Source organism: Janthinobacterium sp. GW822-FHT07H11 (genome assembly GCF_058798615.1).
The window spans coordinates 960,299-986,761 of the sequence record NZ_CM179507.1; the positions used below are offsets into that span (position 1 = coordinate 960,299).

At 64.5% G+C, this 26,463-nt stretch carries 20 protein-coding genes; 16 read left to right on the forward strand and 4 right to left on the reverse strand.

Annotated elements, in window-relative coordinates:
• Window positions 1-83 precede the first annotated feature (83 nt).
• The 5 genes from AC3RCJ_RS04295 to AC3RCJ_RS04315 all read left to right on the forward strand — a co-directional run bounded on the left by AC3RCJ_RS04295 (window position 84) and on the right by AC3RCJ_RS04315 (window position 5,737).
• On the forward strand, window positions 84-1,016 hold the full coding sequence (locus AC3RCJ_RS04295) for a family 2A encapsulin nanocompartment shell protein (RefSeq protein WP_092801784.1): 933 nt from the start codon (window positions 84-86) through the stop codon (window positions 1,014-1,016).
• Entirely contained in the window at window positions 991-2,805 is a 1,815-nt protein-coding gene (locus AC3RCJ_RS04300) for a family 2A encapsulin nanocompartment cargo protein cysteine desulfurase (protein ID WP_492956782.1), read from the forward strand. Before AC3RCJ_RS04295 ends, AC3RCJ_RS04300 begins: the two co-directional genes overlap by 26 nt.
• A gap of 172 nt (window positions 2,806-2,977) precedes the next feature.
• A complete protein-coding gene (locus tag AC3RCJ_RS04305; protein WP_492956781.1) occupies window positions 2,978-3,706 on the forward strand; it encodes a sensor histidine kinase in 729 nt (242 codons plus the stop codon).
• Between the two features lie 11 nt (window positions 3,707-3,717).
• Window positions 3,718-5,445, forward strand: coding sequence for a response regulator (locus tag AC3RCJ_RS04310; protein ID WP_492956780.1), 1,728 nt, complete (start codon window positions 3,718-3,720; stop codon window positions 5,443-5,445).
• 76 nt (window positions 5,446-5,521) lie between these two features.
• A complete protein-coding gene (locus AC3RCJ_RS04315) occupies window positions 5,522-5,737 on the forward strand; it encodes a hypothetical protein (RefSeq protein WP_010394693.1) in 216 nt (71 codons plus the stop codon).
• Window positions 5,738-5,757: 20 nt separating this feature from the next.
• Here the strand turns inward: AC3RCJ_RS04315 and AC3RCJ_RS04320 are convergent, their stop codons facing one another.
• On the reverse strand, window positions 5,758-6,477 hold the full coding sequence (locus AC3RCJ_RS04320) for a PhaM family polyhydroxyalkanoate granule multifunctional regulatory protein (protein ID WP_492956779.1): 720 nt from the start codon (window positions 6,475-6,477) through the stop codon (window positions 5,758-5,760).
• A 148-nt stretch (window positions 6,478-6,625) separates the two neighbouring features.
• On the opposite strand from AC3RCJ_RS04320, the gene AC3RCJ_RS04325 reads away from it, so the two are divergent.
• The 8 genes from AC3RCJ_RS04325 (at window position 6,626) to AC3RCJ_RS04360 (ending at window position 16,153) form a co-directional block, all read left to right on the forward strand.
• Window positions 6,626-7,735, forward strand: a complete 1,110-nt coding sequence (locus tag AC3RCJ_RS04325) for a DUF3108 domain-containing protein (protein WP_492965272.1) — start codon at window positions 6,626-6,628, stop codon at window positions 7,733-7,735.
• Complete coding sequence (locus AC3RCJ_RS04330) at window positions 7,736-8,503, forward strand: DUF3108 domain-containing protein (protein ID WP_492964754.1); 768 nt, start codon at window positions 7,736-7,738, stop codon at window positions 8,501-8,503.
• A 224-nt stretch (window positions 8,504-8,727) separates the two neighbouring features.
• The gene (locus AC3RCJ_RS04335) at window positions 8,728-10,098 is read left to right on the forward strand and encodes a hypothetical protein (protein ID WP_492964755.1); all 1,371 of its coding nucleotides are present in this window, start codon (window positions 8,728-8,730) and stop codon (window positions 10,096-10,098) included.
• Window positions 10,091-10,825 (forward strand): hypothetical protein, encoded by a 735-nt coding sequence (locus tag AC3RCJ_RS04340; RefSeq protein ID WP_492964756.1) that lies wholly within the window; start codon window positions 10,091-10,093, stop codon window positions 10,823-10,825. Before AC3RCJ_RS04335 ends, AC3RCJ_RS04340 begins: the two co-directional genes overlap by 8 nt.
• Before the next feature lie 8 nt (window positions 10,826-10,833).
• Complete coding sequence (locus AC3RCJ_RS04345; protein ID WP_492964757.1) at window positions 10,834-13,665, forward strand: ATP-binding protein; 2,832 nt, start codon at window positions 10,834-10,836, stop codon at window positions 13,663-13,665.
• On the forward strand, window positions 13,665-14,675 hold the full coding sequence (locus tag AC3RCJ_RS04350; RefSeq protein ID WP_492964758.1) for a DUF4424 family protein: 1,011 nt from the start codon (window positions 13,665-13,667) through the stop codon (window positions 14,673-14,675). The genes AC3RCJ_RS04345 and AC3RCJ_RS04350 overlap by 1 nt, the downstream gene beginning before the upstream one ends.
• 2 nt (window positions 14,676-14,677) lie before the next feature.
• Window positions 14,678-15,271: a nucleotidyltransferase family protein gene (locus AC3RCJ_RS04355; protein ID WP_492964759.1), complete on the forward strand. Its 594-nt coding sequence runs from the start codon at window positions 14,678-14,680 to the stop codon at window positions 15,269-15,271.
• Window positions 15,272-15,343: 72 nt separating this feature from the next.
• Window positions 15,344-16,153: a hypothetical protein gene (locus tag AC3RCJ_RS04360; protein ID WP_492964760.1), complete on the forward strand. Its 810-nt coding sequence runs from the start codon at window positions 15,344-15,346 to the stop codon at window positions 16,151-16,153.
• Window positions 16,154-16,163: 10 nt separating this feature from the next.
• Here AC3RCJ_RS04360 and AC3RCJ_RS04365 read toward each other — a convergent pair whose 3' ends face one another.
• Entirely contained in the window at window positions 16,164-16,682 is a 519-nt protein-coding gene (locus AC3RCJ_RS04365; RefSeq protein ID WP_492964761.1) for a CcdC protein domain-containing protein, read from the reverse strand.
• A gap of 189 nt (window positions 16,683-16,871) precedes the next feature.
• On the opposite strand from AC3RCJ_RS04365, the gene AC3RCJ_RS04370 reads away from it, so the two are divergent.
• From AC3RCJ_RS04370 to AC3RCJ_RS04380, 3 genes are read left to right on the forward strand one after another with little or no spacing between them, the layout of a single operon-like run.
• Entirely contained in the window at window positions 16,872-19,367 is a 2,496-nt protein-coding gene (locus tag AC3RCJ_RS04370) for an alpha/beta hydrolase family protein (RefSeq protein WP_492964762.1), read from the forward strand.
• Between the two features lie 56 nt (window positions 19,368-19,423).
• Window positions 19,424-19,582: a hypothetical protein gene (locus tag AC3RCJ_RS04375; protein WP_492964764.1), complete on the forward strand. Its 159-nt coding sequence runs from the start codon at window positions 19,424-19,426 to the stop codon at window positions 19,580-19,582.
• 24 nt (window positions 19,583-19,606) lie between these two features.
• Window positions 19,607-19,846, forward strand: coding sequence for a hypothetical protein (locus tag AC3RCJ_RS04380; protein WP_099378551.1), 240 nt, complete (start codon window positions 19,607-19,609; stop codon window positions 19,844-19,846).
• A 173-nt stretch (window positions 19,847-20,019) separates the two neighbouring features.
• On the opposite strand, the gene AC3RCJ_RS04385 is transcribed toward AC3RCJ_RS04380, so the two are convergent.
• Both AC3RCJ_RS04385 and AC3RCJ_RS04390 read right to left on the reverse strand, forming a co-directional pair.
• Window positions 20,020-24,447 carry a translocation/assembly module TamB domain-containing protein gene (locus AC3RCJ_RS04385; RefSeq protein ID WP_492964766.1) on the reverse strand — a complete coding sequence of 1,476 codons (4,428 nt, stop codon included), beginning with the start codon at window positions 24,445-24,447 and terminating at the stop codon, window positions 20,020-20,022.
• Window positions 24,447-26,354, reverse strand: a complete 1,908-nt coding sequence (locus AC3RCJ_RS04390) for an autotransporter assembly complex protein TamA (protein WP_492964768.1) — start codon at window positions 26,352-26,354, stop codon at window positions 24,447-24,449. Before AC3RCJ_RS04390 ends, AC3RCJ_RS04385 begins: the two co-directional genes overlap by 1 nt.
• Window positions 26,355-26,463: the final 109 nt, after the last annotated feature.

Sequence of the window (26,463 nt, forward strand, 5' to 3'; positions counted from 1 at the left end):
GTTGAGAGAAGAGGGGAGACACCCGATACTTTATTTGTTTTTCAGATAAGCATATCCACTTTTCTCATCAGGAGTATTTGTTCATGGCCGAAGCAACCCCCGATAGCCAGTTTGCGCTGGGCGACAACGCCGCGCGCCAGCTGGCCAATGCAAGCAAGAGCGTCCCCCAGCTGTCCACCATCACGCCGCGCTGGCTGGTGCACCTGCTGCAATGGCTGCCCGTGGAAGCGGGTATCTACCGCCTCAATCGCGTCAAAAATCCGAAGGATGTGCGCGTGGCCTGCTCGCAGCGCGATGAGTCGGAACTGCCGCAAACCTTTGTCGACTACGACGAGCAGCCGCGCGAGTATTTTCTCAATGCCGTCAGCACGGTGCTCGACGTGCACACGCGCGTGTCGGACCTGTACAGCAGCCCGCACGACCAGATCAAGGAGCAGCTGCGCCTGACCATCGAGACGATCAAGGAGCGCCAGGAAAGCGAATTGATCAACAATCCCGACTACGGCCTGCTGGCCAGCGTGCACGACGACCAGCGCATCTTTACCCTGACGGGCGCGCCCACGCCGGACGACCTCGATGAATTGCTGACGAAAGTGTGGAAGGAGCCGGGCTTCTTCCTCGCCCATCCGCTGGCGATTGCCGCCTTTGGCCGCGAATGCACGCGCCGCGGCGTGCCGCCGCCCACCGTCAGCCTGTTCGGCTCCCAGTTCTTGACCTGGCGCGGCGTGCCGCTGGTGCCGTCCGACAAGCTGCCGATCGAGGACGGCAAGACGAAGATCATCCTGCTGCGCGCGGGCGAACAGCGGCAAGGCGTGATCGGCCTGTTCCAGCCTGGCCTGGCGGGCGAGCAAAGCCCGGGCCTGTCCGTGCGCTTCATGGGCATCAACCGCCACGCGATTTCGTCCTACCTGATTTCGCTGTATTGTTCGCTGGCCGTGCTGACCGACGATGCGCTGGCCGTACTGGAAGACGTGGAGATCGGTAAATACCATGACTACCCAGACACCTACAAGTGATGGCGCGGCGGCCCTGGCGCCGTCGTCCCTCTTGCCCGACGAAGCGACCCTGAACCGCCTGGCCGGCGAGTTTTTCGCGCGCCTGCCTGGCCTCGCGCCTGCGCTTGACAAGACGCCCAGCCTCGGCGGTTCCGGCAGCGTGCTCGATGCGGCGCCCCGTTATGTCAACCGTGCGCCGCCGCAGCCCGGCCCCGCGTTCGCCGCCATCGCCCCCGGCGTGGCGACGGCGCAAGTGCCGCCCGTGACGCCGCCTTTGGAAGCGCCCATCGCGCCGGCACCGGCCTCCGTGCCGACGCCGCGTTTGTCGGCGGTCAATGCGCCCGGCGTGCCATCGCCGTATTATTTTATCGGCGGCGCGCATGGCTATCCGGCGTCCGGCAGCAAGCTCGATGGCCTGGCGCAGCAGGGGCTGGGAGCATCGGTGCCCGATGATTTAAGCGGGCTGTTTGCCACGCCGCAGCGCTCGCCCGCGCGCCAGTTGCCCGTCTCGCCATCTGACAGCCAGCCCGCGTTCTATTTCCAGACCGAGTTGCCCTCGGCGACGCAGCCCGGCCAGCACCGGCCCCCCGCGCCGTTCGACGTGCACGCCGTGCGGCGCGACTTTCCCGTGCTGGCCGAGCGGGTCAACGGCAAGCCGCTGGCCTGGTTCGACAATGCGGCCACCACGCACAAGCCGCAGTCGGTGATCGACCGCGTGTCGTATTTCTATGCGCACGAGAATTCGAACATCCACCGCGCGGCCCACGCGCTGGCGGCGCGCGCCAGCGATGCCTATGAAGCGGCGCGCGCCAAGGTGGCCGCTTTTCTCGGCGCCGCCTCGCCCAATGAAATCATTTTCGTGCGCGGCGCCACGGAAGGCATCAACCTGGTCGCCCATACCTTCGGCCGAAAATACATCGGCAGCGGCGACGAGATCATCGTCTCGCAGCTCGAGCACCACGCCAACATCGTGCCTTGGCAGCAGCTGGCGGCGGAAAAGGGCGCGACCCTGCGCGTGATCCCCGTCGACGACAGCGGGCAGATACGGCTCGACGAGTTCCGCAAGCTGCTCAACGGGCGCACGAAACTGGTATCGGTGACGCAGGTGTCGAATGCGCTGGGCACGGTCACGCCCGTGGCGCAGATCATCGCGCTGGCGCATGCGGCCGGCGTGCGCGTGCTGGTCGACGGCGCGCAGGCCGTGTCGCACCTGCGCGTGGACGTGCAGGCGCTCGGTGCGGATTTCTATGTGTTTTCGGGGCATAAGGTGTTCGGTCCGACGGGCATCGGCGCCGTGTATGGCAAGGCGGACTTGCTCGAACAATTGCCGCCATGGCAGGGCGGCGGCAACATGATCGCCGACGTCACGTTCGAGCGCACCGTCTACCAGGGCGTGCCGAACCGTTTCGAGGCGGGCACGGGCAATATCGCCGATGCCGTGGGCCTGGGCGCGGCCATCGATTACGTGCAGCGCATCGGCCTGGACAACATCGCCGCCTACGAGCACGCGCTGCTGGACTACGCGACGCACCAGCTGCAAGCGATTCCCGGCGTGCGCCTGATCGGCACGGCGCTGGACAAGGCCAGCGTGGCCTCGTTCGTGCTGGCCGGCTATGAACCGGCGGAAGTGGGGCGCGCCCTGAACGACGAGGGCATCGCCGTGCGCTCGGGCCACCACTGCGCCCAGCCGATTTTGCGCCGCTTCGGCGTGGAAGCGACCGTGCGGCCCTCGTTCGCCTTCTACAACACGTATGAGGAAATCGACCGCATGATCGCCGTGGTGCGCCGCCTGGCGGGCGCGCGCCGCTGATATTGCCAGTTTGTCAGGCTGATGCCGCCCCTGTGCCAGCGGGGGCGGCATTGTTGCGTCATGTCACGGACTTTACGCGCGGCTGGCTGGCGCCTGCGGGCTGGCGGTATAATTTATCCTTGGCAATATTCAAGCCGCGGCGCCGTGCCGCCGGCGCCCGAGGAGATATCCGGTGGAAGATCAACACAGCTCGCCCGAGCTATTCCTGTTCCTGGCGTCGACCGTGCACGACATGAAAAATTCGATCAGCGTCGTCAGCGGCACCCTGGAGTCGCTGCTGGCGGCCGAACAGGCGAAAGACGCCCGACAGGCCAACCTGGCCGACCCGGCCTACCTGCAGATGGCGCAGATGCTGTACCAGACCAAGCGCCTCAACGATAACCTGATCCAGCTGCTGGCCCTGTACAAGGAAGTGGGCAAGCCCGGCTACCCGTTCGACGTGCAGCCGCAACTGGTGAGCCAGGTGATCGACCAGGTGGTGGACCAGGAAAAGATCCTGCTGGCCTCGAAGGGCATCCGCCTGGAGACGGCCTGCCCGCAGGACCTGATCTGGACCCTCGATGAAGACCTCGTGATCGGCGTGCTCGCGCATGCCATCAACAACGCCATCCGCTACACGCAGGACACGATACGCCTGTCGGTGCGCCAGGCAGGCGACCTGCTGGAGTTGCGCGTGGAAGACAATGGCGCCGGCTATACGCAGGCGCTGCTCGACGCGGGCAGCGCGGCCATGGACGGCATGGCGGCCGGCGTGAATTTTTCCACCAACAGCACGGGCCTGGGCCTGTATTTTTCCAGCGAGGTGGCAAAGATGCACCGGCACCGTGGGCAGAGCGGCAGCATCGCCCTGGAAAATGGCGGCGCCCTCGGTGGCGGCTGCTTCATGCTGCGCCTGCCCTGAGCGAGGACGCCATGACAGACAGCCACGCCACCGCCGCCGAAGCGGGCAGCACCGACTGGGCCGACAAGCATTACCTGCTGGTCGATGACTTCATCGGCATCCGCATCCTGCTGCGCGAATCCTTGCGCAACCTGGGCGCGCGCCATATCGACCAGGCGGCCAGCGGCAGCGAAGCGATGAAGCTGCTGGCCAAGACGCGCTACGACGTGGTGCTGTGCGACTACAACCTGGGCGAGGGCAAGAACGGCCAGCAAGTGCTGGAAGAGACGCGCGTGCGCAACCTGACGGCGCCGTCGAGCGTCTGGCTGATGGTGTCGGCCGAGAAAAGCGTGGAATCGGTGATGGGCGCGGCCGAGCACCAGCCGGACGCCTACCTGATCAAGCCCATCACGGAAGGCGTGCTGCTGACGCGCTTGAACCGCGTATGGCACAAGAAGCAGGTGTTCCGCGAAATCGACCAGGCGTGCATGGAAAAGGATTACCTGCGCGCGGCCAGGCTGTGCGATGCGCAGATCGCGGTCAACAAGCTGCACGAGCTGGAATTGCTGCGCATGAAGGCATCGCTGCTGCTGAAGAGCGGCGAGCCGGAAAAGGCCCGCGCCGTGTATGAAAAAGTGCTGGTCGAGCGCGATTACAGCTGGGCCAAGGCGGGCCTGGGCAAGATCCGCATGAATAATGGCGAACACGAGGCGGCGCGGCAGATCTTCCAGGGCGTCATCGTCGAGAACAAGTATTACATCGATGCCTACGACCAGATGGCCATCGCCTACCAGCTGATGGGCCAGCACGAGGAAGCGTGCGGCGTGCTCGAGAAGGCGGCGCGGCTGTCGCCCAATTCCGTGCCGCGCCAGCGCAACCTGGGGCTGGCGGCCCTGAAAATTGGCAATATCGGCATGGCGGAAAAGGCTTTTCGCAAATGCGTGGCCATCGGCGAGTTTTCCGTCATGAAGACGCCGGACGCCTACCTGGGCCTGGCGCGCGTGTGCGGCCTGAAAAAGGAGGCCAAGGAAGCGCTGCAATGGCTGCTGCTGGCGCAGCGCGAATTCCCTCCCGAGCAGATCGGCTTGCGCGCGAAGATCACGGAAGGCCTGGTGCACCATGAAACGGGCGACTACCGGCGCGCGCGCGCCTGTGGCGACGAGCTCGAGGCGATGCTGCTGGACAATCCCGCGCGGCCGGACAAGGCCATCTGCATGGAACTGGCCACCTTGCTGTTTGCCGTCGGCGTCAAGGATGCGCCGGCTGGCCTGCTGTGCTACGTGGTGAAGAACAACCATGACAACCAAGTGGTGCAGGATGAAGTGCAGAAAATCTTCGACAAGGCCAAGATGGGCGACGAAGGCACCAGCCTGATCATCGCCTCGCGCAAGGAAGCGTCGGACTTGATGAACAAGGGCGTGCTGCTGTGGAAGACGGACAAGCTCAACGAAGCCGTCAGCTGGATGCGCACGGCGCGCGACAAGCTGCCGAACAATCTGCGCATCCTGTTCAATTCGGCGCAAATCATCGTCTCCTTCCTGGAACAGCGCGGCTATCAGCCGGCGCTGGCGGCAGAGGCGAGGGAGGTGTTGCTATATGTAGACAAAATTGCACCGGGGCAGCAACGCTTCGCACAATTGATGGAGCAATTGGTGCAGCTGACCCCGCCAGAGGTGGCGCAAGCGGTGCCTGTGGCGCGGGAAAATGCACCGGCGGCAGGCGAAAATGGGGCAAAAACCGTGCGCGAGCGTGGCGGATGATAAACTAGGGGCCAGCGTGGCTTGGGCGCCAGCTTAATCCGGGCTTGAGTTGCTTTACAACAATAAGGAAGAAAATATGCGTGATGTGGTCAATGAAGTATACAAAAAGATGAAAGTCGGCAGCATTGCCTGGGTACGCCCGGTGGCCGCCAAGGGAGACACGCTGGAGACATTCCAGTCTTCGTACGAGCACGCCAAGGCGCTGGCCGACGAAGGCCTGATCACGATCGGTGACGTAAAACGCCAGGCCGACAACATGATCGAGGCGATCCGCATTCATCGTATCGCCTGATCATATCGCTGTCCTGGGCATCAGGCCTTGCCTGCTGCCCTGGCCTTGGGCGCCGCGCGTTTCGCCGCCGCCTTGCGCACGGGCGCCTTGGCCGCCGCGCCTGCCTCGGCAGGTTTGCCCGGCTTGCCTGCCGCCGGCTTGGCCTTGGCCGCGCCGCCAAAGGTGGCCGCCGCCGCACTGGCCGCGTCGGGCGACATCGCCGTCGTCACCGCCTGCTTGAACTGATCCTGTAACAAATTCCACCAAGCACTTGGATTGGCCAGCTGGGCTGCCGCATGCGTGCCCGCATCGCTGGCGGCGCTTGCCGCCGGCGCTGGCTCAGGCGCCCGTTCCGGCGCGGGCGGGGCCGGTGCCGGAACAGGTGGTGCCGCTGCCGCTTGCTGGAAGAACGCGGACGCGTATGGCACGGAATCGAACAGCGATTTTTCGCTGGCGTCGGGCTGGGTAATGGCGGCGGCCAGCGAGGCACCCATCGATTTCAAGGTGGCGATGGTGCCGCGCTGGACTTCCAGCGCCTGGATGCTGCCGCGCAGCATGCTGGTGTTCAGGTTCAGCCAAGCTTCGACGGCTTTCAAGTCATTGATTTTCTTGTCCAGCTCTTCGACCGACATGGTGGGCGCCGTGATGCCCGGCATGCCCATGCCGGGCACGCTCATGCTGCCCCACAGGTTTTTGACGAAGTCGAGCGTATCGGTCACAACTGCTGCGCCCGGAATCTGGGGCATTTGCGGGTTTGCCATGCGAAATCTCCTGGTAAGTCAATTTCCCTAGCGTAGCAGATATCGGCTTGCAACTGACGCAAAGTCGCCAACATTTTCTTACATAAAACATGGGAGCTTGAGCGGGGGCAAGGGCGGAAAACGCGACGAAAGCGTTACACTACGGCCTATGATGCCCGTTTCCTTTTTTTCGCCGCCGCGCCGCCGCACCGTCGTCTTTGTCGCGGTGATCGGCGTCTTGCATTATGCGGCGCTGGAATGGCTGACGTCGCATGCGGGCACGGCGCCGCAGGGGCAGGACAGGGCGCAGGTGGTGAACATGGCCCTGATCGCCGAGCCGGTGAAGCCGGTGCCGCCGCCACCACCGCCCAAGCCGCTGCCCAAGCCCCGGCCGCCGCCACCGCCGCCGCCGACGGCCTTGCCGTCGAGTGAAACGGCGCTGTTGACTGCGCCGGCCAGCGAAGCGCCGCCAGGCCCGGCGGGACCGGAACCGGCGGCGCCGCCGACACCGGCCATCACGGCGCCGGCGCCGGCGGCGGTGGCGGACACGCCCGCGCCGGCCAGCGCGCCGCCACCGCCGCTACCCGAGCAGGCGCGGCGCTACAAGACGAACGTGCCGGCATCGGCCCAGTTCGACCTGCAGGTGGACCGGCGCGATGCCGATGGCACCAAGTGGCAGGGCGTGGCCGCCATGGCGTGGCAAAATAGGGGCGACAGCTACCAGCTGACGCTGGAAGTGGGCCTGAGCATGCTGATCACGCGCATCAACCTGCTGGTATTGACCAGTGAAGGCGTGATCGACGACGCGGGGATCGGGCCTGTCACGGCCACCGAAAAGCGCAAGGGGCGCGCGCAAACGGCCACGCATTTCAAGCGGGCCGACAAGGCCATCACCTTTTCGGCCACGACGGCCACGGCGCCATGGCAGGAAGGCGCGCAGGACAAGGCCACGCTGCCGTTCCAGCTGGCCGCCATCGGCCGCGCCGATGTCAATCAGCTGGTGGGCAATATCGACATCCTCGTCGGCGAGGAAAAGGAAGCGACCGTGTTCCGCTTCCAGCTGGTGGGCGAGGAAGAACTCGAGACGAAGATGGGCCGGCTGGTGACCTGGCATGTGCGCCGGCCGCCCAAGCCGGGCACGTATTCGTCGCAGCTCGATATCTGGCTGGCGCCGTCCATGCAGTGGTATCCGGTACAAATACGCAACACCGAAGCGAACGGGGCGCTGACTACGCAAACCGTGACCCAAATTCGCGTCAATGACGCTACAGGAAAATAAATGACTACTTTGAAAACTTTGAAACGTATTCTGATCACCAGCCTGCTGGCCGCTACCCTGTCCCCCGTCATGGCGGCGGACGAGCCCGTCGAACACCCGGTCATCAAGCGCCCGTACAAGCTGGCGCCCTCGGCTGACCTCGTGTATTCGATCAAGGCCAAACAGCGCGGCATTTCCCTCTCCGGCGAATCGGTCAGCAACTGGCGCGTGGGCGATGGCAAGTATTCGCTGCTGGCCGAAACCAAGGCTGCCCTGTTCGGCAAGATCCTCGAGCAGCGCAGCGAGGGAACGGTGGACGATTATGGCCTGGCGCCATTTCAATTCGTGGAAAAGCGCTTCCGCAAGGATGCCGTCACCACCACGTTCAAGCGCGACAGCAAGACCATCGTCTTCAGCGAGGGCGATGAAAGCTATCCGCTGAAAGGCGGCGAGCAGGACCGCAACAGCACCGTCTGGCAACTGGCCAGCGTGGCGCGCGCGGCGCCCGAGAAATTCGTGCCCGGCTCGGAATGGACCTTCTTTGTCGCCGGCGGCCGCGACGCCGAACCGTGGACCTTCAAGGTCGTGAAGGAAGAAAAAGTCGCCACGGGCCAGGGCGAAGTGCATGCCATCCACCTGGTCAAGGCGCCGCCGCCGAACAAGCAGGGCCAGCAGGTTGACCTGTGGCTGGCGCCGTCGCTGGAATGGTATCCCGTCAAGGTGACGTTCGCCGATGCGGATGGTGGCGATTACGTCGAGCAAACCTTGCAGAAGATCGTCAAGAAGTAAGTGTTCACTAATGGTCCGGGGCCAGGCATGCCATGTTTGGCCCCCCATTTCATCATCCTGGTCCGGTACCGCGCGCCGCTCGTGTTGCGCCGTGTCCGCACCGCCCCCTCCCACGCGCTAAATTGCATGTCAGAACTGATATACTGACGCCCCCGCCCCGCAGCGCCGCTTCAGCCCGCTGCGCCGCCCGCTGAACACTCATCCGGAAAAGAATGATTGATATAATGGCAAGTGCAGCCGTGGCTACGGATGCACATCAGACAGAGCAAGAACATCAGGATTCCTTGCAGGCGCATTTCCAGCCGAATATTTCGGCTGACGAAATCGAGCAGGTTTTCCACTTGAAGCGGGCGCAGCCCTTGCTGCAAGTGTTTACGGCCCTGTTCCACGGCGGTTTCGATGGCGTGCTGGTGCGTCTGCTGGTGTTGCGCGAGCTGGCGGCCGATGCCGCCACGTCCGCCTATACGCGTGCCGACATCAATACCAAGCTCGCGTATCTGTTGCCGGAAAGCCTGGAAACGGTCTTGCTGCGCCTGCGCTCGAACCAGCTGCTGGCCTGGGATGCGCAGCAGGGCGTGTACCGCGTCACGCCCATGGCGCGCAATGTGCTGTCGGCCATCGACAGCCTGCTGGGCCTGGGCCAGACGGAAGACGAGGCGGAAATGGGCTTTTTGCTGTCGCAGGTGGCGGGTGCGCAAGCCGTCGGCGGCGTGTCTGTCGAACAACTCCAGCATTTGCTGGGCCGGCTGGTGGACTTGACGGAGGAATTCTCCGACGCCATCGCTTCCGGTTCCGAGTTCCGGCTGCGCACGGCGCAGGCGAAGTGGAACATGGCCTGCGACTGGGTCGAGAAGGGTTCCGAGATCCTCGTGGCGATCACCTCCGATGAAAACGCGGACAGCGCCACGCACAAGGCGGCGCAGGCGATCGGCCGCGCGCAAAGTAAATTGCTGAACATGCAAGGCATGTTTTCGCGCGCCCTGAACCAGATCGAGCGCCAGCGCGTGCACCTGGGCCAGTCGGGCCTGTCGACGACCGACATCAAGCGCTGGCTCTTGCTGCACGACGACCTGGCCAGCCTGGCCGAGGGCGCCATCGACCAGCCCGTCGTGCCGCTGTTCTCCACGCCGGCCGAAATGATCGACGTGGCCGAAACGGAACTGCTGTCCGAGCGGGCGGCGGGTGTCATCAACACGGGCCTGCCCAGCGGAGAGGACGCGCCCACCACCATCAGCGACGGTCCCGCCATGCAGCTTGAACTCGATGATTTGCTCGAACGCCTGTCGAATTTTGCCAGCCTGGGCAATTTCCCCAGCATCGGCGAAGAGGGACCGAAGTCCGTACCGGTGCAGGATTCGCTGCTGCCGGCCAGCTTTGCCGTGGCGTCGTATCGCGCCTCCATGCTGCCGCTGCTGGGCGACGTGTCCGAAGCGAGCTTGCAAGGCTCGACGGCCGAACTGGCCCGCTTGCCGATTACCTTTACACCGACCGACGAGATGGTCCAACTGACCGACCCCCACGTGGCGGCCATGTCGATCGCCTCGCTTTCACTGAATGTTTCACTTGATTTAGATAGCGGCACTGCCGATGAATGACGATTCCCAAATCCTGATTGCGCGCCTGCTCACGCATCAAACCCTGCGCCGCGACGACAAGCTCGTCAAGCGCGTGCTGTCCGACGAGCTGTTCCGCGCCGAAATCGATGCGCGCCTGCTGGCCTGCGGCTTGAAACTGCTCGACAACGTGTATGCCGACCACGTGACGTTGGCCCTGACGCGCACCATCGAACCGAAGATCTTCGGCGCGCGCGACGTGTGGCAAAACAATAATTTCGGCCTGGCGCGCGATGGCGTCGCCTTGCTGGTGGTGCTGTGGGCGCAGATCATCCTGCCCAAGCGTGAACGCCAGGAAACGCACCAGCACGCCGATGATGATCAAAATGATATGTTTGGCACGGAAAAGCCGCTGCCGCGCGCGGAAGACGCGTCGATCGGCATCGCCTACAAGGCGCTGCTGTCGGACTTCGGCGACAAGCTGGGCAAGAAGACGCGCATGGACATGAATCTGGGCACCCTGGCCAAGCTGGGCTTTATCGAACGGCGCGGCGACTTCATCCTGGAAGGCCCGCTGCTGGACCTGATGATGGACACGGACGTGCTCAAGGAACGCATCATCAACGGCGCCCTGGCCGACGTGTTCAAGCGGGCGCCGGCGCGCCTGGTGGCCGTCGATCCGGATGCCGACCTGGCAGACGACCTGTCCGCCGACATCGGCGACCTGCCTGACGCGGGCGACGAGCCCGCGTCCGACCTCCCTCACTGAAAGCGCCCATGTTTCATATCAAATCACTTGAACTGGTGCACTGGGATTACTGGCAGCGCATCAAGAATATTCCGCTCGACGCGAAGATCATCACCATCGCGGGGCAGAACGGCTCGGGCAAGACCACCTTGCTCGATGCCTTGCGCACGCTGTTCGGCCTCGATTGCTCGATGGGCCGCACCTATAAACACTATGCGCGCCATTCGGGCCAGCAGACGGCCTGGCTGCGCGCCGTGGTCGACAACAAGAACGTGGGCAAGCAGCTGTCGAACCGGCCGTTTCGCAGCTCGGGCTTCTTCAGCGACGATGAAGTGACCCTGTTTTGCCAGATCCAGAAGAATGGCGGCGACTGGAAGCGCCAGTATCTGATGCGTCCGGGCAATGTGCAGATCGAGGACATCACGGACGCCAACGACTGGCTCGGCGTGGAAAACTACCGCAAGCGCCTGGCCAATGCGGGCCTGTCGCCGGCCATGTCGAAAGTGCTGGCGCTGGAGCAGGGCGAGACGGACAAACTGTGCGAATACGCGCCGCGCCAGCTGCTCGACCTGGTGTTCCAGGTCTTCGGCGACAAGGAAGTGCTCGATGCCTACGACGAAGCCAAGCGCCACCAGCGCGATACGGAAGTGGAGCTGAAACGCTTCGAAACGGAACTCGAAGCGTCGAAGACCAATCTGGAAGGCTTGCGCCTGCGCGTGGCCAATTACCACCAGTGGGAAGGTTTACATAAGGAACGCCGCAACCTGCTCGAAGAAGTGCTGCCCAGCCTGCAATACCACGAGGCGCGCGAAAAGGCTGCCATTGCAAGCCGGCAATTGCGCGATGCGCGCAAACCGATGGCGCAGGCGGACCAGCAGCTGACCGATAAACGCAATGCGCTGGCCGCGCAAGCGAAGGCCCTGTCCGACGCGCAGATGAACGAAACCCTGCTGGAACAGGAATCGATCGGCTTGCAGAGCCGTTTGTCCTTGATCAATGCCAAGCTGAAACCGCTGGACAGCCTGCTGGAACAGAAGGACCGTTTGCACAAGCTGGCGGCCGATTCCGGCAGCGACATCGCCGAAGTGGCGGCCCAGCTGGAACAGAAGGAAGCGCAATTGCTGCAGCAGCGCCAGCAGCGCGACGCCTTGTCGGCGCGCATCGCTGGCGAACAGGCAACGATTGCCGCGCTGCAAGGCAAGACGGCCATGCCGGAGCCGGACAATGTGCGCGGCATGCGCCGCGCGCTGCGCGACGCGGGCATTGCGCACGCCATGCTGTCGGACATCGTCGAAGTGACGGACAGCCGCTGGCAGGGCGCCGTCGAAGGCGTACTGGGCGGCTACGCTTCGGTGGTGCTGCTGGACAAGGCCAAGGATGCGGCTGCCGCCTATCGCCTGGCCGAGAAGGAGCGCTACCGCCACTTCATCGTGCCAGAGCTGGTCACGGCGCCCGTCGCCAAGGACGAGAGCCTGCTGGCCGTGGTGAAATTTTCCGCGCCCGTGCCCAGCTGGCTGATCGAGCAGCTGTCGCGCATTGCCCGCGTCGATTCCGTCGAAGCGGGTTTTAAACTGGGCAACCACGAGGAATGGATCACGCCCGAGGCCTACCACCGCGAACGCCGGGGCGGGCGCTCGCTGTTCGTGGAAGCGTCGCGCTACCGCTTCGGCCAGGCTGGCCGCAGCGGCCGCCTGGAAGCGCTGCTGCGCTCGCTGCCGGGCCTGGAAGGCCAGGAAGACACCTTGACCCTGGCGATTTCGAAGCTGGCGGCGGAAGTGGGTGCGTTAAAAGCGCGCATCGCCGGCGTCGACGCGGCCAAGGAACTCAGTGCGCGCCAAGAGGAATTCGCCGAAGCGCTGCGCAACTCGAAGCCGCTGAAGGAAGAGCGCCTGGAAGTGGGCGGCCGCCTGGGCGAGTTGCAGAATCTCACCAAGAACGCCACCGTGGCGCGCACGCGCGCCGATACCGTGTGGCAAAACGCGCGCCTGGCCCTGTCCGAGGCGGAAGCCGGTTCGCGCCTCGGCTACAAGAAACAGATTGAACAGCGCGCCGAGCATGCGCGCGCCTTGCTGGCCCTGCGCCATGCGTGGCGCCATTTGCCGAAAAGCTGGCGCCGTCCCGCACGCCGCGCGGCCCTGGTGGCCGAACACCAGAATGCGCACCAGGTCGATTTGCGCGTGGCCAGCCTGCAAAACAGCCTGGCGCGCGACGACTGGGAACTCGACGCCACCGTCATCGACCAGCACCACCGCCTGTCGGAGCAGCTGCATGGCCGCCAGTCGGAAACGGACGAGCGCCGCTACCAGAACAACCGCGCCATCGAAGCGACGGGCAATGCGCGTGGCGCCTACATGGAACGCTTGCGCTACACCATCAAGACCTACAGCAAGAATATCAAGGAACTGGGCGAACTGGCCGGCATCGAAGTGCACGCCGACCCCGTGCGCCTGGAAAACGACGATGTGCAGCTGTCGCAGGCGGGCTTGCACGTGCGCTTCAAGTTCGACGGCAAGGGCGTGATCGGCATGAACGATGGCGAGGCGTCGGGCGGCCAGCAGGTCATGAAGTCGCTGGTGCTCTTGATCGGCTTGCTGAAATCGGAAGACGGTTCCGGCGGCTTCGTCTTCATCGACGAACCGTTTGCCCACCTCGACATCCGCAACATTCAGCTGGTCGGCGAATTCCTGAAAAATACGGAAGCGCAATACCTGATGACGACGCCGTTGACGCACAACACGGATGTCTACGATCCCTCGGAACTCACTTTGATCACCAGCAAGAAAAAGAAGGATACGCAATGGGCGCAACCGATTTTCGTGCTGCAGCGCAGGGTCGATCCCGTATCGGGCAAGGTGGCGTGATGCTTGTACGCACCTTGCTGGCCTCTGCCGCTACTGTACTTGCGCTGGCGTGTTCGGTGCCGGCCGTGGCCAACGACGGCATCGGTTCCGTCAGCGCGGGCGGCATTTTGTTCGGCAAGACGGATGCCGTGGCCATGAAAAAGGAAGTGCTCAGCGTGAGCACGGACTTGATCAAGGTCGAGTACGAATTCCTCAATGAATCGGCGAAGGACGTGGAAGAGACGATCTTCTTCCCGCTGCCCGAATACGCGGCCGGCTACCACGGCTCGCCCACGTATTACGGCCAGCCGCAGCAGTTTACCGTCGACGTGGACGGCAAGCGCAAGGAGTATAAAACCACGTTTGTCGCCAAGCTCGCCAGCGCCGACGTGACGGCCCGCTTGCGCCAGCTGGGCTTGTCCGACGCGCAGATTGCGTATTTCCCGTCGCACACGCCGTTCGACAAGAAGGTGGCGCCGCTGACGGCCGCGCAGAGCAAGATCATGATCCACGAAGGCTTGCTGGCCCAGCTGTACGACGAGGAATGGGTGCCGGCCTGGACCGTCAAGGTCATCTACCTGTGGCAGCAGAAGTTCCCGGCTGGCAAAGTCGTGCGCGTGCGCCATCAATATGCGCCCTTCGTCGCTGCCGGCCCCGGCGCTTCCTACCTGGGCGATGGCAACGAGTTCGAAAAGAAATACTGCGGCGACAAGGCCTTCTACAAGACGTGGAACCGCCTGGCGGCGAAACAGGGCGAAAGCGGCTTCGTTAACGCCGTCTGGGTCTCGTACATTTTGACGACGGGCAACACCTGGAAGAATGGCATCGAGGATTTCACCTTGAACTTGATCAAGGGTAAACCGGATGAGTTGATCAGCCTGTGCTTCCCCGGCACGTTCACCAAGATCAACCCCACCACCTTGCAAGTCAAGCTGCGCAACTTCCATCCGAAGCAGGATTTGGACGTGTATTTCGGCAATGTCGAAGGCACGGTCAGCCACGACGGCGTGGCGCCGCAGATACGGCCATAGGAATGCGCACGCAGGAAGCGCTGGCCGCGCGCCTGCGCGCCATCGCCCGCGCCACGCCGTGGTGCATGCAGGCCCTGCAGGCCGTGGCGCAGCTGGGCTTGCCCCACTGCTGCATCGGCGCCGGCGCCGTGCGCAAGCTCGTGTGGGACGCCTTGCACGGCTACGCGCAGCCGTCGGCGCTGGGCGATATCGACGTGGCGTATTTCGATGCGCACGATGTGCGTGCGGAAACCGAGGTGCGGCTGCGCCAGCGCCTGGAAACCGTGCTGCCCGGCGTGCCGTGGGACGTATGCAACCAGGCCAGGGTGCACCTGTGGTTCGAAGACCATTTCGGCTATGCCGTGCCGCCCTTGCTGTCGCTCGATGACGCCATCGCTTCCTGGCCCGAGTTTGCCACCGCCGTCGGCATCTGGCTGCAGCCCGATGGCGAGATCGGCATCGTCGCGCCGCACGGCCTCGATGACTTGTTCAATATGGTGATCCGGCGCAACCCTGCGCGCATCAGCGAAGACGGCTATGCGCAGCGCCTGGCCAGCAAGGACTATGCGGCGCGCTGGCCGCGCGTCACCATCATCGCCTGGGAAAATGTGGTGTAAAACGCAATTAAATGCACTGTGGATACAAATTGCCTATAATTGCCAATTTTCCAATAGTGTTTTCCTGATCCTATGTCCTTCTTGATTTCCATGCCGCTGCGCCGCCTCGGCCGTTTGTTCTGCCTTTCCTCCGCCCTCGTGGCGCCCGCCGCCTGGGCCGACGGCTATACCGATTTCCAACAAGCCAGCGGCCAGCTGGAAGCGCTGATGGCCAAGGCGACGCCGCAGGGCGGCTTGCCGCGCCTGGGCGATCCTGGCGTGGCAGCGTTGTTTGAGCGGATTACCGATGCGCCGCGCCTGTTCCAGGCGCCCGTCGCCGCGCTGCAGGATCTGAACCAGAGCGTGGCCCTGTGCGAGCGGGCAACCAACATCGGCAAGGCGTATTACACGTTTGGCAGCGAGCGGCCGTTGCCGCTGTCCGGAGCCGAATTGCAGCAGGCGCGCACGGACCAGGTAACGCAGAATCTGGCCAATTATGGCGATGAAATGAGTACCTTCTTTGCCTTTGGCATGCATTGCCATGCGCACTTGATCGGCTTGATGGAGCAGGAATTCAGTGCCCAGCCGGCGGATGCGGTGAGCGGACCCGAGCGCCTGCGCGCGCGCGCCTTCAGCAAGGGGTCGACCACCATGTATGTTGGCGTGGTGCAGTTCGTACAAGTGCCGTTCTGGAGCGTGGCGCAAAAGCAGCGGATGCTGGACGCGGCGGCGCAGCACGCCACAGCGAATGTGGCGCTGATGGCGCCGCCCTTGCGCGAGCGTTTGCTGGGCAGTCTTGCCGAGGCGGACAAGGATCTCGATCCGGCCCTGGCACCGGCGCTGGCGACGATACGCCAGGCGCTGTCGGTGACGACGTGTACCGGCCTGTGCCAGTATTACTGATGCCCCCGTCTTACTCGGCGGCTTGCAGGGGCTTGTTGCGCTGGCGCCAGCGCACGAGGCCCCACGCATACACGGCGTAGTAGCCGATGACGAGGCCGTAGGCGGCCATCGTCAGCGCGCTCTGGCCGAACGGCGGCGGCGGCACGGGCACGTCCAGGCGCGTGTTCAGGTAGATTTCCATGCCGCGGTACAGCAGGCGGGCGATGAACAGCATCGTGATGGCCAGGCCCAGGTAGCGGTGCTGGGTAAAGAAGAAATCCTTGCCGACCTGCTCGAAGCGCGTCAGCTTCAAGCCCAGCACGCCCAGCCAGCCGCCGGCCAGCGCGCCTGCGCCCAGGCTGGACAGGGGCAGCATCTCGAATTTCGTCGTCGTCGCCAGGAACAGCAGCAGCGCGGGAAAGCCGATGGCCACGCTCCAGTGCCGCCACAGCTGCGACTTTTGGCGCGCCACCAGCTTCTTCAGGCGCGAATAGATGCGCCAGACGAGCAGCGGGACCAGGAACAGCAGGGCGAGGGTGGTGGTTTCCATGTATGCATTCGGGTACGGGTAAAACAGCGATTGTAAGCCAGATGGCGGCGGGCGGCGATGCTTGTCAAACGGGAAAAGTTGCTTATTGACATTTACATGGCGTGAAAGCACTATGCCCTGTCTCACCATGCCGCCATGGGCGGCGCGGTGCCATCGGTCACTGTTTTTCATTCACCTCTCTGGAGTGCCATGTCTGCTCGTTTTCCCCTGCTGCCCATTACTGTCGGCCTGATGGCCTCGTCTTCGCTGGCCATGGCGCAAGACGTCGGCTATCAGCTGCCACCGGCGCCGCTGCAAGCCATCGTCGATGCGCCGCGCGCGCCGACCCTGAGCCTGAGCCCGAAGCGCAACCTGGCCGCCGTGCTGCCCACGCCATCCTTGCCCGGCATCGGCGAAGTGGCGCAACCGGAGCTGAAGCTGGCGGGCCTGCGCATCAATCCGCGCACGTATTCGGCCAGCCGCTTCAGCTTCCATACGGGCCTGGGCTTGCTCGACATCGACACGCAAAAGGAGATCAAGGTCAGCGGCTTGCCGGCCGCGCCCCGCATCGCCGACCTGGCCTGGTCGCCCGACCAGCGCTACCTGGCGTTTACGCATGTCGCTTATGCCGATCCCGCCAGGGGCGTGAAGGAGTCGGGCGTGGAACTGTGGCTGCTCGACGTGCAGGCGAAGGCGGCGCGCAAGCTGGCCAGCACGCCTTTATCGACCGTCTACGGCCGTGGCTTTTCCTGGATGCCAGACAGCAAGACCTTGCTGGTGCAGCTGAAACCGGCCAAGCTGGGCGCGGCGCCTGTGGCGACGGGCATCCCGACAGGGCCGTCCATCCAGGACAGCCTGCCGGGCGGCGCCGTCAAGCAATTGCGCACCTATCCCGACCTGCTGAAAAACGAACAGGATGCGCAGCTGTTCGAACACTATACGACCGTGCAGCTGGCCTTGCTGGATGTGGCGGGCAAGCAGCGCCTGCTGGGCCAGCCGGGCCAGTTTTCGCGCGCCTCCGCCGCACCGGGCGGCAAATACGTGCTGACGACCAGCATCGTGCGTCCGTATTCCTACATCGTGCCGGCGCATGACTTCGGCCACACGATCGAGGTGCGCGACCTCAATGGCAAGGTGGTGCACACGCTGGCGACCCTGCCGCTGGAAGAGGGCTTGCCGCCGGGTAATGATGCCGTGTCCGCCGGCGTGCGCTCCGTCAGCTGGCGCGTCGATGCGCCAGCCACCCTGGTGTGGGCCGAAGCGCAGGACGGCGGCGACCCGGCCAGGGCGGCCGAGATCCGCGACATCGTCTACATGCAGGCGGCGCCGTTTACCAACAAGCCGGCCGTGCTGGCCAGGCTCGCTTCGCGCTACGCGGGCGTGGCCTGGGGCCGCGGCGACCTGGCCCTGCTCGGCGAGGCCTGGTACAAGACGCGCGCCGTCAAGCAGTGGCGCATTGCGCCAGATCAACCCGCCGCCCCGGCCGACCTCGTGTACGCGGGATCGTTCGAGGACCGCTACAACGATCCGGGCACGCCCGTCATGCGCGCGGACGCGGCCGGCTTGCCGCGCCTGCTCATCGCTGCCGATGGGTCCATCCTGCTCGACGGCCAGGGCGCATCGAAGGATGGCGACCGCCCCTTCATCGACCGCCTGAACCTGGCGACGAAACAGAAGGAGCGCCTGTTCCAGAGCGCCGCGCCCTACTATGAAAACGTGGTGGCCGTGCTGGATGAGGAAGGCAGCCGCTTGCTGTCCACGCGCGAATCGCCGACCGAACAGCCGAATTATTATGTGCGCAACCTGAAACAGCCGGGCGCGGCGCAATTGACGGCCCTCACGCATTTCCCCCATCCGCTACCGCAACTGAAGGACGTGCAGAAAGAGCTGATACGCTACAAGCGCGCCGACGGCGTGGACTTGACGGCGACATTGATGCTGCCGCCAAACTATGACGTGAAACGCGACGGTCCGCTGCCGACCCTGATGTGGGCGTATCCGCAGGAATTCAAGACGGCCAGCGCCGCCAGCCAGACCAAGGGCTCGCCCTACAAATTCAATGCCGTCAGCTACTGGGGCCCGGCCGCCTTCCTGTCCATGGGTTACGCCGTGCTCGACAATCCATCGTTCCCCATCGTCGGCAAGGGCGAGCAGGAGCCGAACGACACCTATCTGCCGCAGCTGGTGGCCGATGCCGAGGCGGCCGTCGAGGAAGTGGTGCGCCGTGGCGTGTCCGACCGCAACCGCATCGCCATCGGCGGCCACTCGTATGGCGCCTTCATGACGGGCAATTTGCTGGCGCACACGCGGCTGTTCCGTGCCGGCATCGCCCGCAGCGGCGCCTACAACCGCACCTTGACGCCGTTCGGCTTCCAGGCGGAAGAGCGCTCGTTCTGGCAGGCGCCCGCCGTCTACCAGGCCATGTCGCCGTTCAATTACGCGGACAAGATCAAGGATGCGCTCTTGATGATCCATGGCGAGCAGGACAACAACTCGGGCACCTTCCCCATCCAGAGCGAGCGCATGTTCCAGGCCGTCAAGGGACTGGGCGGCACGGCCCGGCTGGTGATGCTGCCGAACGAGAGCCACGGCTACCGCGCGCGCGAATCGATCATGCAGATGCTGTATGAAAGCAACAACTGGCTGGAGAAATATGTGAAGAATGCGGCGCCGCCGGCCGCCGATGGCAAGCCGGCAGGCAAATAAGGGCAGCGGTGCGCATCTCGTGGTATGGTCTTCCTTTGTCGTCAAGGAGGCCAGTCATGTCAACGTTTGTCATTGATGCCCACCGCGCGCCCGATCCGGCGCCTGTCGATGAGCCGGCGCCGGTGCCGGGCCCCGAGCAGTCCCCGGGCCACCACCCGGGGCCCGTGCACCCGGTGCCGCAGGAAGATCCCGTACCCGATCCGCACCCCAGTTAATCTCCTCAAGAAAGGCTGTTTTAGATGGCAATTGTCAAGGAAGTCTACACACGCAAAGTCAGCGGCGAATCGTTCGACTATGAACTCGATTACACCCAGGGCACGGACGTGGCCTGGATTGCGCGCGTGTACCACGACGGCGTGCTGAAAGGCTCGCCGCACGGCGCGCTGACGGCCAACGTGCTGTCCGGCCCCGCGCTGGAGCAGTATCTGCGCGCGTATGTCGAAGGCATGATCGAGCGGGGGCTCGACGTGGCCGAGTAAGATCGCCTTTGCGGCAGATCAAGAAAAAGGGCGCCGAGGCGCCCTTTGTTGTTTCGGTGGTGTCGGATACCGCGGCTGCGCCGCTCATCCGACCTACGTGGAGGCACATGGGCCGTAGGTCGGATTAGCGGGGCCACGCCCCGCGTAATCCGACAACATTGTTGGCCGTCATTCTAGTCAAACGCCCACGTATATAACACGTCCAGCGCATTGTTCGTGCCGGTCTGGAACTGCAAAGTGATGCGGCGGTTCAGTTTATAGCGCAGCTTGACCAGGCTCGTCGCCGTGCTCGTGCCTTGCTCGAACGTCAGGTAGGCGCGCGACGACAGCCGCTTGCCGACGGTGACGACCGTGCTTTCCAGCCCCTGCGCCTGCGACAGGCCCACTTCATCGAGGCCCAGCGAATTGGCCAGCTTGCCCTGCAAGCCGCCGCCGGAGCCGCCGAAGAGGGCGCCTGCGGCCGTCGTCAAGAGGGCCATTTCATCGCCGGCCGCCGTTTCCGCGCCGTGGCCGAGGATCAGCCAGGCCAGCTTGTCGCTGTCCGACACGCTCGGCGTGGACACCAGCTTGGCTGTCGGCGCCTGGGCCGTGCCGCGCACTTCCACGCCCGCTTCCACGTTCGTTTCCGACAGCGCTTCGCCTTCGGGACGCTTGCGCACGGCCAGGATGTTCAGCGACGGGTTGTCGTAGGCGCCCGTGAAGGCGATCAGGCCCCGTTCGATCGACAGCTTCTGTCCATACGCGGCATACTGGCCGTTGGTGACTTTGATGCTGCCCGTCACGCGCGGCGCGGCGCGGTTGATGACCCTGGCGCGCACATTGCCGGCCAAATCCGCGTCGAGCCCCATGCCGCGCAGGTGGAAGGCATTGCCCAGGTCAAACTCGAGGTCGATATTCAGGGGCAGCGAGGGCGCTTCCTTGCCACCCTTGGCCTCCTTGCCCAGCACCACCACGTCATTGCTTTGCGTCGGGGTATCCTGCGGCGCCAGTTCGATCAGCGCGCGGTTGGCCTTGAACTTGCCTTCGAAGCTGAAGCGCTTGTCGTTGCGCACCAGGGTGCTGTTGCCGGACAGCACCAGGGTGCGGTCGGGACGCGACAGCGCCTGCAGGCGGTCGGCCAGCAGTTTCAGTTCCAGGCTCGCCTCGCCATTCGCAAAACGTACCCAGCCATCGGCCTGCACCTTGCCGTCGCCGCCGTCAAAGCTCAGGCGCTGCAATTGCAATTGATCGCCGGCCAGTTTCGCCTGCAACACGCCATTGCGCAATTTCAAGCCCTGGTCAGCCCAGTTCACCAGCAGCTTGCTGCCGTTGATGTCGCCATTCAATTGCGGCGCGCCGATGCTGCCGCTGCCGGACAGGGCCACTTTGAGGGCGCCGCCCAGTTCCAGGCCCGGCTGGCCCGTCAGCGGCGCCAGCCACGCCAACGAATCGATATTCGTGGTGCCCGTCAGCGAGAGGGCGCTGTCGTTGCTGATGCGTCCGCCCAACATTTGCACGGTGGCATGGATATCGCTCTGGCCCGCGCGCGCGCCATCGAGTTTCACGGCCAGGCGCAGTTGCTGGTTGGCGACATCCACGCGGGCATCGAAGGTGCGCAAGCCCAGCGCCAGCGGCTGTTCCACGCCCACCGTCACGTCGCCTTTTTCGCGGTAGACGTGCAGCATGCCGGCCAGCGCGGGATCTTTCTGTTTCGCCGTCGGCAGCTGCATGTCGAGCGACCATTGCGCGCCCAGGGTCAGGTCGCTGCGCGCATTCGCCTGCAGCGAAGGAATGACCTGCGCCAGATAGGTCAGGGCCACGCCGGCCGCCTGGCCGGAACTGGTCCAGCGGGGGCCGTTCTTGACCAGGCTTTGCATGGTGATGCTGCCTGCCGGTAATTTGATGACGGTGTTGCCCACGCTGATCTGTTCCGGCTGGCCCAGGCCCGCCACGCCGCTGCCGGCCGGTCCCGCCACTTTCACGGGCACGGGTGCCTGCAGCACCAGCGCATAGCGGCCCTTGTTTTGCAGGCTGTCGATCGTGCCCGTCCAGGCGGCGCCGCTCTGGCTGCCCTTGACTTGCACTGTGGCATCGAAATCGTCATTGCGCGCCGTCAAACTGAGCGTATGGCTGCCGCGCGTGCCCGTCGTGCCCAGGCGGGCGCTGGCCAGCTTGAAGGTGGGCGTGCTGTAGCCCGTGATCTCCAGGCTGCTGACCATGGGGTCGAGCGCGCCCTGGCCGGCGCCCACGCTGGCGCTGCCTTTCACGGCTTTCAATTGCTGGTCGCCAAAGAAGGTCAGATCCTTGCCATCGAGCGTCAGCTGCGCGGCGGGCGCGTCCATCTTGCCCGAGACGGAACCGGCCGCATGCAGCACGCCGGCAAAGCGCGGACCCAGGGTCGACAGTTGCGGCGCGTCAAGCTTCCATGTGAGCTTGTCGGTGGCGCCGCCCAGCGCACCCTTGGCCAGCAGGCTGTTCGGCCCCAGGCGCAGTTCCGTATCCACGCTGTCGATGCGTTTCGCGTTGGCGGACAATTTGGCGTAGCCGGCCAGCGGCGCGTTTTGCAGGGTCGATTCGCGCAGAGCCAGGTTCAGGGCCATTTGCCAGTCGCTGGTGAGGCGGCCGCTGCCGTTGAAATCCGCATTCACGTTGCCGTTGGGCAGGGATGCGCCAAACGCGGCCGGGTTGATCTTTTGCAAGGAACCCGTCATTTTCAATTCCGCCTGCTGCTTCGGCCCCGTCAAGCCCGCTTCGCCGCTGGCGTGGATGGCGCTGTCCGCTGCCGGGCGCTTGCCGCTCGTTAAACCCAGTCCTTTCGCGTCGGCCACAAAGCTCGTGCGCGGCTGCTGCAGCGTGCCTTGCACCACGCCGCTGGCCTGCACGGCGCCCAGCAAGTCGCTTTTCAGGGCCGAGAGCTGGCGCGCATCGACGTTCCAGTTGAGTTTTTCGCCGGCGCCGCCAAAGTTGCCCTTGGCCGTGACATTATTCTTGCCCAGCGCCAACTGCACGTCGATGCCGCTGAAATGGGCCGCATCGGCCGTCAGCTTGCCCTTGCCGGACAAAGGCTGGTCGAGCAGCTTGCTGGGGCGCACGGTGAAGTCCGCATTCGCCAGCCATTGCGGCGCCACGTGGCCGTTGGCGCGCACGTCGAGGTTCAGGTCGGCCACGGGGAAGGCGCCGAAGTCGGCGGGATTCAAGCGGCTGGTGCTGGCCACGGCCTTGAACGGCTGCTCATCCTTCAGGCTGATCTGGCCCGTCGCATTGACGCTGCTTTTGCCTGCTTGCAAGGTGGCCTTGCGCAGTTGCACCAGCGAATCGGCCAGGGTGGCTTCCATGTCCAGGCGCAGCTTGGCTTCGCCGAGCTTGGCGCGCAGGGTTTGCGTCTTGCCGTCGCTGTCGAGCACGATGTCGCCGACGATCTTCGTGCTGTTGATGCTGCTGTAGATGTGCTGCAAGTCGATCTTGTCCGTGTGCAAGGTCAATTGCGCATTGCCGATGGGACCATCGACGGCGTCGCGGTTGAGCTTGCCGCCGCCCGTGAACTTGCCCGCGTTGCCGAAATCGATGATGGCCGATTCCAGGGTCGTGGCCGTCAGGGTGCCGCCCAGGCGCGCCTCGAACTGGCGCAGCGGCAGCTTTTGCTGGTCGATGGGCCCGGGCGTGGCGTGGTTGAGGATGGCCAGCTTGCCCGATACCGTTTGCTTGGCCGGCCGGGTGTCGATGGCGGCGTCGAGTTCCAGGCTCAGGTCCGCCTGCGGCAAGGTGGGATCGAACTTGCCCGGATTGATGTTGCGGCCCTGAATGCTGGCCGAGCGCAGGATGATGACGGGGTCGAACGGCGCCAGCGCCAGCCGGGCGTCGGCCGTGGCCGCGCCCGCGCTGCCCTTGGCCGTGACGTTGAGCACATTCAGGTCGCCGCCCAGCTGCAGCGCCAGGGCGGCCGGTTTTTCACCGGCGGCAGGGTTGAGCTGCGTCAAGCCCGCCTTGCCTGACAGTTTGAACGGCTGCGTGGCGGCGATCGTCGCGCTGGCCGTGGCCTGGCCGAACGGCGTGACGGCCGAGGCGTCTTCCAGCTGCCATTGCGACTTGTCGCCCGACAAGGTGAAATGGATTTTTTCAAATACCGTGTTGCCGCCCGCGCTGACGAGGGTCACCTTGTCCAGGCGCGCGTCGGCAATGCCGATTTTAAAGGGCGCGGCCAGGCTGGCGGGCATGGTCGACGGCTCCTCGGACGGCGCCGTGCTTTCCACGGACAGGCTGGCCACGTGCAGTTCGCTGATGGCGATGCCTTCCGAGAAGAACTGGAATGGCGACCAGTTGATGTCGATGTTGTCGGCCGTGATGTGCTGCGTCTTGCTGCGGTAGCTGACGTGGCCCAGGTGCATGCGGTTGTACAGCGAGCCGGACACGCCCGACACCGCGATGTCGCCGCCGCTGGCGCTGGCCACTTTTTGCACCAGCATCTGCAGGGTCGATTCGCGGCCCAGGAACCAGAAGGCGCCGCCCAGCAGCACGGCCAGGCTGGCGACGGCGATCAGCACATAGCGCACCCAGCGGCGCGGTTTTTTCGCCGGCGGTGGCGGCGCGGCGCCGTTGGGGGACTCGGTAGAAATATCGGACATCAGAAAGTGAATCCCAGAGAAAAGTGCAAACGGTAGGCGTGGACGGCGTGGCCATATGCCACGTCGACATTGATGGGGCCGACGGGACTCTTGTAGCGCCCGCCCAGGCCGTAGCCCGATTTCGGCGTCATGGCCGCTTTGACCGTGTCGGCCGCGTTGCCGGCGTCATAGAAGGCGGCAATCGCCCATTTCGGCTTGAACCAGTACTGGTATTCGGCGCTGCCGGTGAGCATGTAGCGCCCGCCGATGGTGGCGTCGCCTTCCTTCACGCCCAGTTCCTGGTAGCCATAGCCGCGCACTGACTGGTCGCCGCCCGCGCGGAACAGGTAGACGGCCGGCACGCCGCGTTTTTCCTTCGAACCCAGCGCGCCCATTTCGCCGCGCACGATCAGCTCGCCCTTTTCACCGAGCGGACGGTAATACACGGCCTTGCCGGCCACGCGCACGAAGCGCTCGTCCGTCAGCACGGGCAGCAGGGCGCCGCCCACCTGGGCGTTGATGACATAACCCTTGGTGGGAAACAGCAGGCTGTCGAGGCTGCGCTTGGTGATGGCATAGGTCAGCGGCAAGCTCTTGCTGCGCGTCTGTTCCAGGCCGACGACGGTCTTGTCTTCGCTGAGGAACTCGAACGTCAGGCTGCGCTCGAGGTTGGTGCCGCCCCAGTTGCGCTTGGCCGAAATGGTGGTGACGGCCGTGATTTCGTTGGAAATGTCGCTGCGCTCGAACGAGGCGCCCGCGCTGTCGTTGTAGCCGCGCTCGGTCGTCGGAAAGTAGAAATTGGCGTGCGCCGCCTGTTTCTTCGTTTCCATGGTGAGCGCGCTCTTGAAGCGCGTGCCCCACACGTTCAGGTTGTCATAGTTGAGCTGGGCACGGTTCCCCGTATTCGTACTGAAACCGAGACCGGCGCTGACGTTCTGCTGCTTGTTTTCCGTCACGCGCACGACCAGCGGCAGCAGCGGCGCGGGGCCGCGGTTGGCGGGCCTGGTTTCGGTGGCGGCCCCGGCGCTGGCACCTTCGGCCTCGGTCGCCTGGCTTTCCTGGCCCGCCTCGATCTGTTCATTGAGGATGCTGCTCATGTCGGCGCTCACTTCCACGCTGGCAAAGTAGCCCGTGTCCTGCAGGCGCGCCTGGAACGATTGCAGCGCCGATTCGCTGTAATAGTCGCCCGGGCGTATCTTGTCGAGGTTGCGGATGATGCTGGCATCGTAGCGTTTCAAGCCTTCGATGCGCAGCTCGCCGAAGCGCAGCTCGGGGCCGCTGTCGAGCACCACCAGCAAGGAAACCTTGTGCGTTTCCGGATCGACCACGGCTTGCGTATCGACCAGCTGGGCGCGCGGGTAGCGCGTCTGCACCACTTCGCGCAGCAGCGCGCGCTTGGCCGATTCCCATTCCGCCTGGCGGAACACGCTGCCCGTCTTCAGGGCCCAGCTGCGCTTCAGCGCTTCCGTGTCGTAGGGTTCGGAAGCGGCCAGCGGCGGCGTGGGGTCGAAGCCGCGCAATTCCAGCTCGACCTTGTCGACGGTCACGGGCTGGCCCGGCTCGACGTCGACGATGACGACGGGTTTGGCGCCCGTCGTATCGACGCGCACCGTGACGACGGGCGTATAGTAGCCGGCCGTGGCGATGAGGTTCCTGGCTTGCTCGGGCGTATCGCGCACGAGGCGCTGCAATTGCTCGCGGTCCATGCGCGGGTTGCCGCGGAAGCGTTCCAGGTCCAGGTTTTTTTCCAGCAACTCATCGAGGTCGCCGGGCGCGTTGACCTTGACCTCGTACTGCAGCGGGGCGGGCGCCGTGTCCGTGGCGGGGCTGTCCGCAACGGCATCTTGCGTACCCTCCTGCGCGCCGGCATGGGCGATGGGAAACAGCGAGATGACACTGCCGGCGGCCGCCAGTGTCAGTTGACCCATTGCTTTTGTCACTACTTGTGCCAAAATTCGTGGTCGTATCGCCTTGCCGGCAGCCGTATGCCGTATGGGTCGTGCAGAAAACATGGTGCTCCAGATGAGTAAATGCTGA

Bases quoted from the DNA above. Each gene is read 5' to 3' on its own strand.
- AC3RCJ_RS04375 (WP_492964764.1), top strand. From the start codon at position 19,424: ATGTCAACGTTTGTCATTGATGCCCACCGCGCGCCCGATCCGGCGCCT.
- AC3RCJ_RS04390 (WP_492964768.1), bottom strand. From the start codon at position 26,354: ATGGGTCAACTGACACTGGCGGCCGCCGGCAGTGTCATCTCGCTGTTT.
- AC3RCJ_RS04295 (WP_092801784.1), top strand. From the start codon at position 84: ATGGCCGAAGCAACCCCCGATAGCCAGTTTGCGCTGGGCGACAACGCC.
- AC3RCJ_RS04345 (WP_492964757.1), top strand. From the start codon at position 10,834: ATGTTTCATATCAAATCACTTGAACTGGTGCACTGGGATTACTGGCAG.
- AC3RCJ_RS04370 (WP_492964762.1), top strand. From the start codon at position 16,872: ATGTCTGCTCGTTTTCCCCTGCTGCCCATTACTGTCGGCCTGATGGCC.
- AC3RCJ_RS04340 (WP_492964756.1), top strand. From the start codon at position 10,091: ATGAATGACGATTCCCAAATCCTGATTGCGCGCCTGCTCACGCATCAA.
- AC3RCJ_RS04315 (WP_010394693.1), top strand. From the start codon at position 5,522: ATGCGTGATGTGGTCAATGAAGTATACAAAAAGATGAAAGTCGGCAGC.
- AC3RCJ_RS04385 (WP_492964766.1), bottom strand. From the start codon at position 24,447: ATGTCCGATATTTCTACCGAGTCCCCCAACGGCGCCGCGCCGCCACCG.
- AC3RCJ_RS04360 (WP_492964760.1), top strand. From the start codon at position 15,344: ATGTCCTTCTTGATTTCCATGCCGCTGCGCCGCCTCGGCCGTTTGTTC.
- AC3RCJ_RS04365 (WP_492964761.1), bottom strand. From the start codon at position 16,682: ATGGAAACCACCACCCTCGCCCTGCTGTTCCTGGTCCCGCTGCTCGTC.
- AC3RCJ_RS04355 (WP_492964759.1), top strand. From the start codon at position 14,678: ATGCGCACGCAGGAAGCGCTGGCCGCGCGCCTGCGCGCCATCGCCCGC.
- AC3RCJ_RS04325 (WP_492965272.1), top strand. From the start codon at position 6,626: ATGATGCCCGTTTCCTTTTTTTCGCCGCCGCGCCGCCGCACCGTCGTC.
- AC3RCJ_RS04380 (WP_099378551.1), top strand. From the start codon at position 19,607: ATGGCAATTGTCAAGGAAGTCTACACACGCAAAGTCAGCGGCGAATCG.
- AC3RCJ_RS04330 (WP_492964754.1), top strand. From the start codon at position 7,736: ATGACTACTTTGAAAACTTTGAAACGTATTCTGATCACCAGCCTGCTG.
- AC3RCJ_RS04300 (WP_492956782.1), top strand. From the start codon at position 991: ATGACTACCCAGACACCTACAAGTGATGGCGCGGCGGCCCTGGCGCCG.
- AC3RCJ_RS04350 (WP_492964758.1), top strand. From the start codon at position 13,665: ATGCTTGTACGCACCTTGCTGGCCTCTGCCGCTACTGTACTTGCGCTG.
- AC3RCJ_RS04310 (WP_492956780.1), top strand. From the start codon at position 3,718: ATGACAGACAGCCACGCCACCGCCGCCGAAGCGGGCAGCACCGACTGG.
- AC3RCJ_RS04335 (WP_492964755.1), top strand. From the start codon at position 8,728: ATGGCAAGTGCAGCCGTGGCTACGGATGCACATCAGACAGAGCAAGAA.
- AC3RCJ_RS04320 (WP_492956779.1), bottom strand. From the start codon at position 6,477: ATGGCAAACCCGCAAATGCCCCAGATTCCGGGCGCAGCAGTTGTGACC.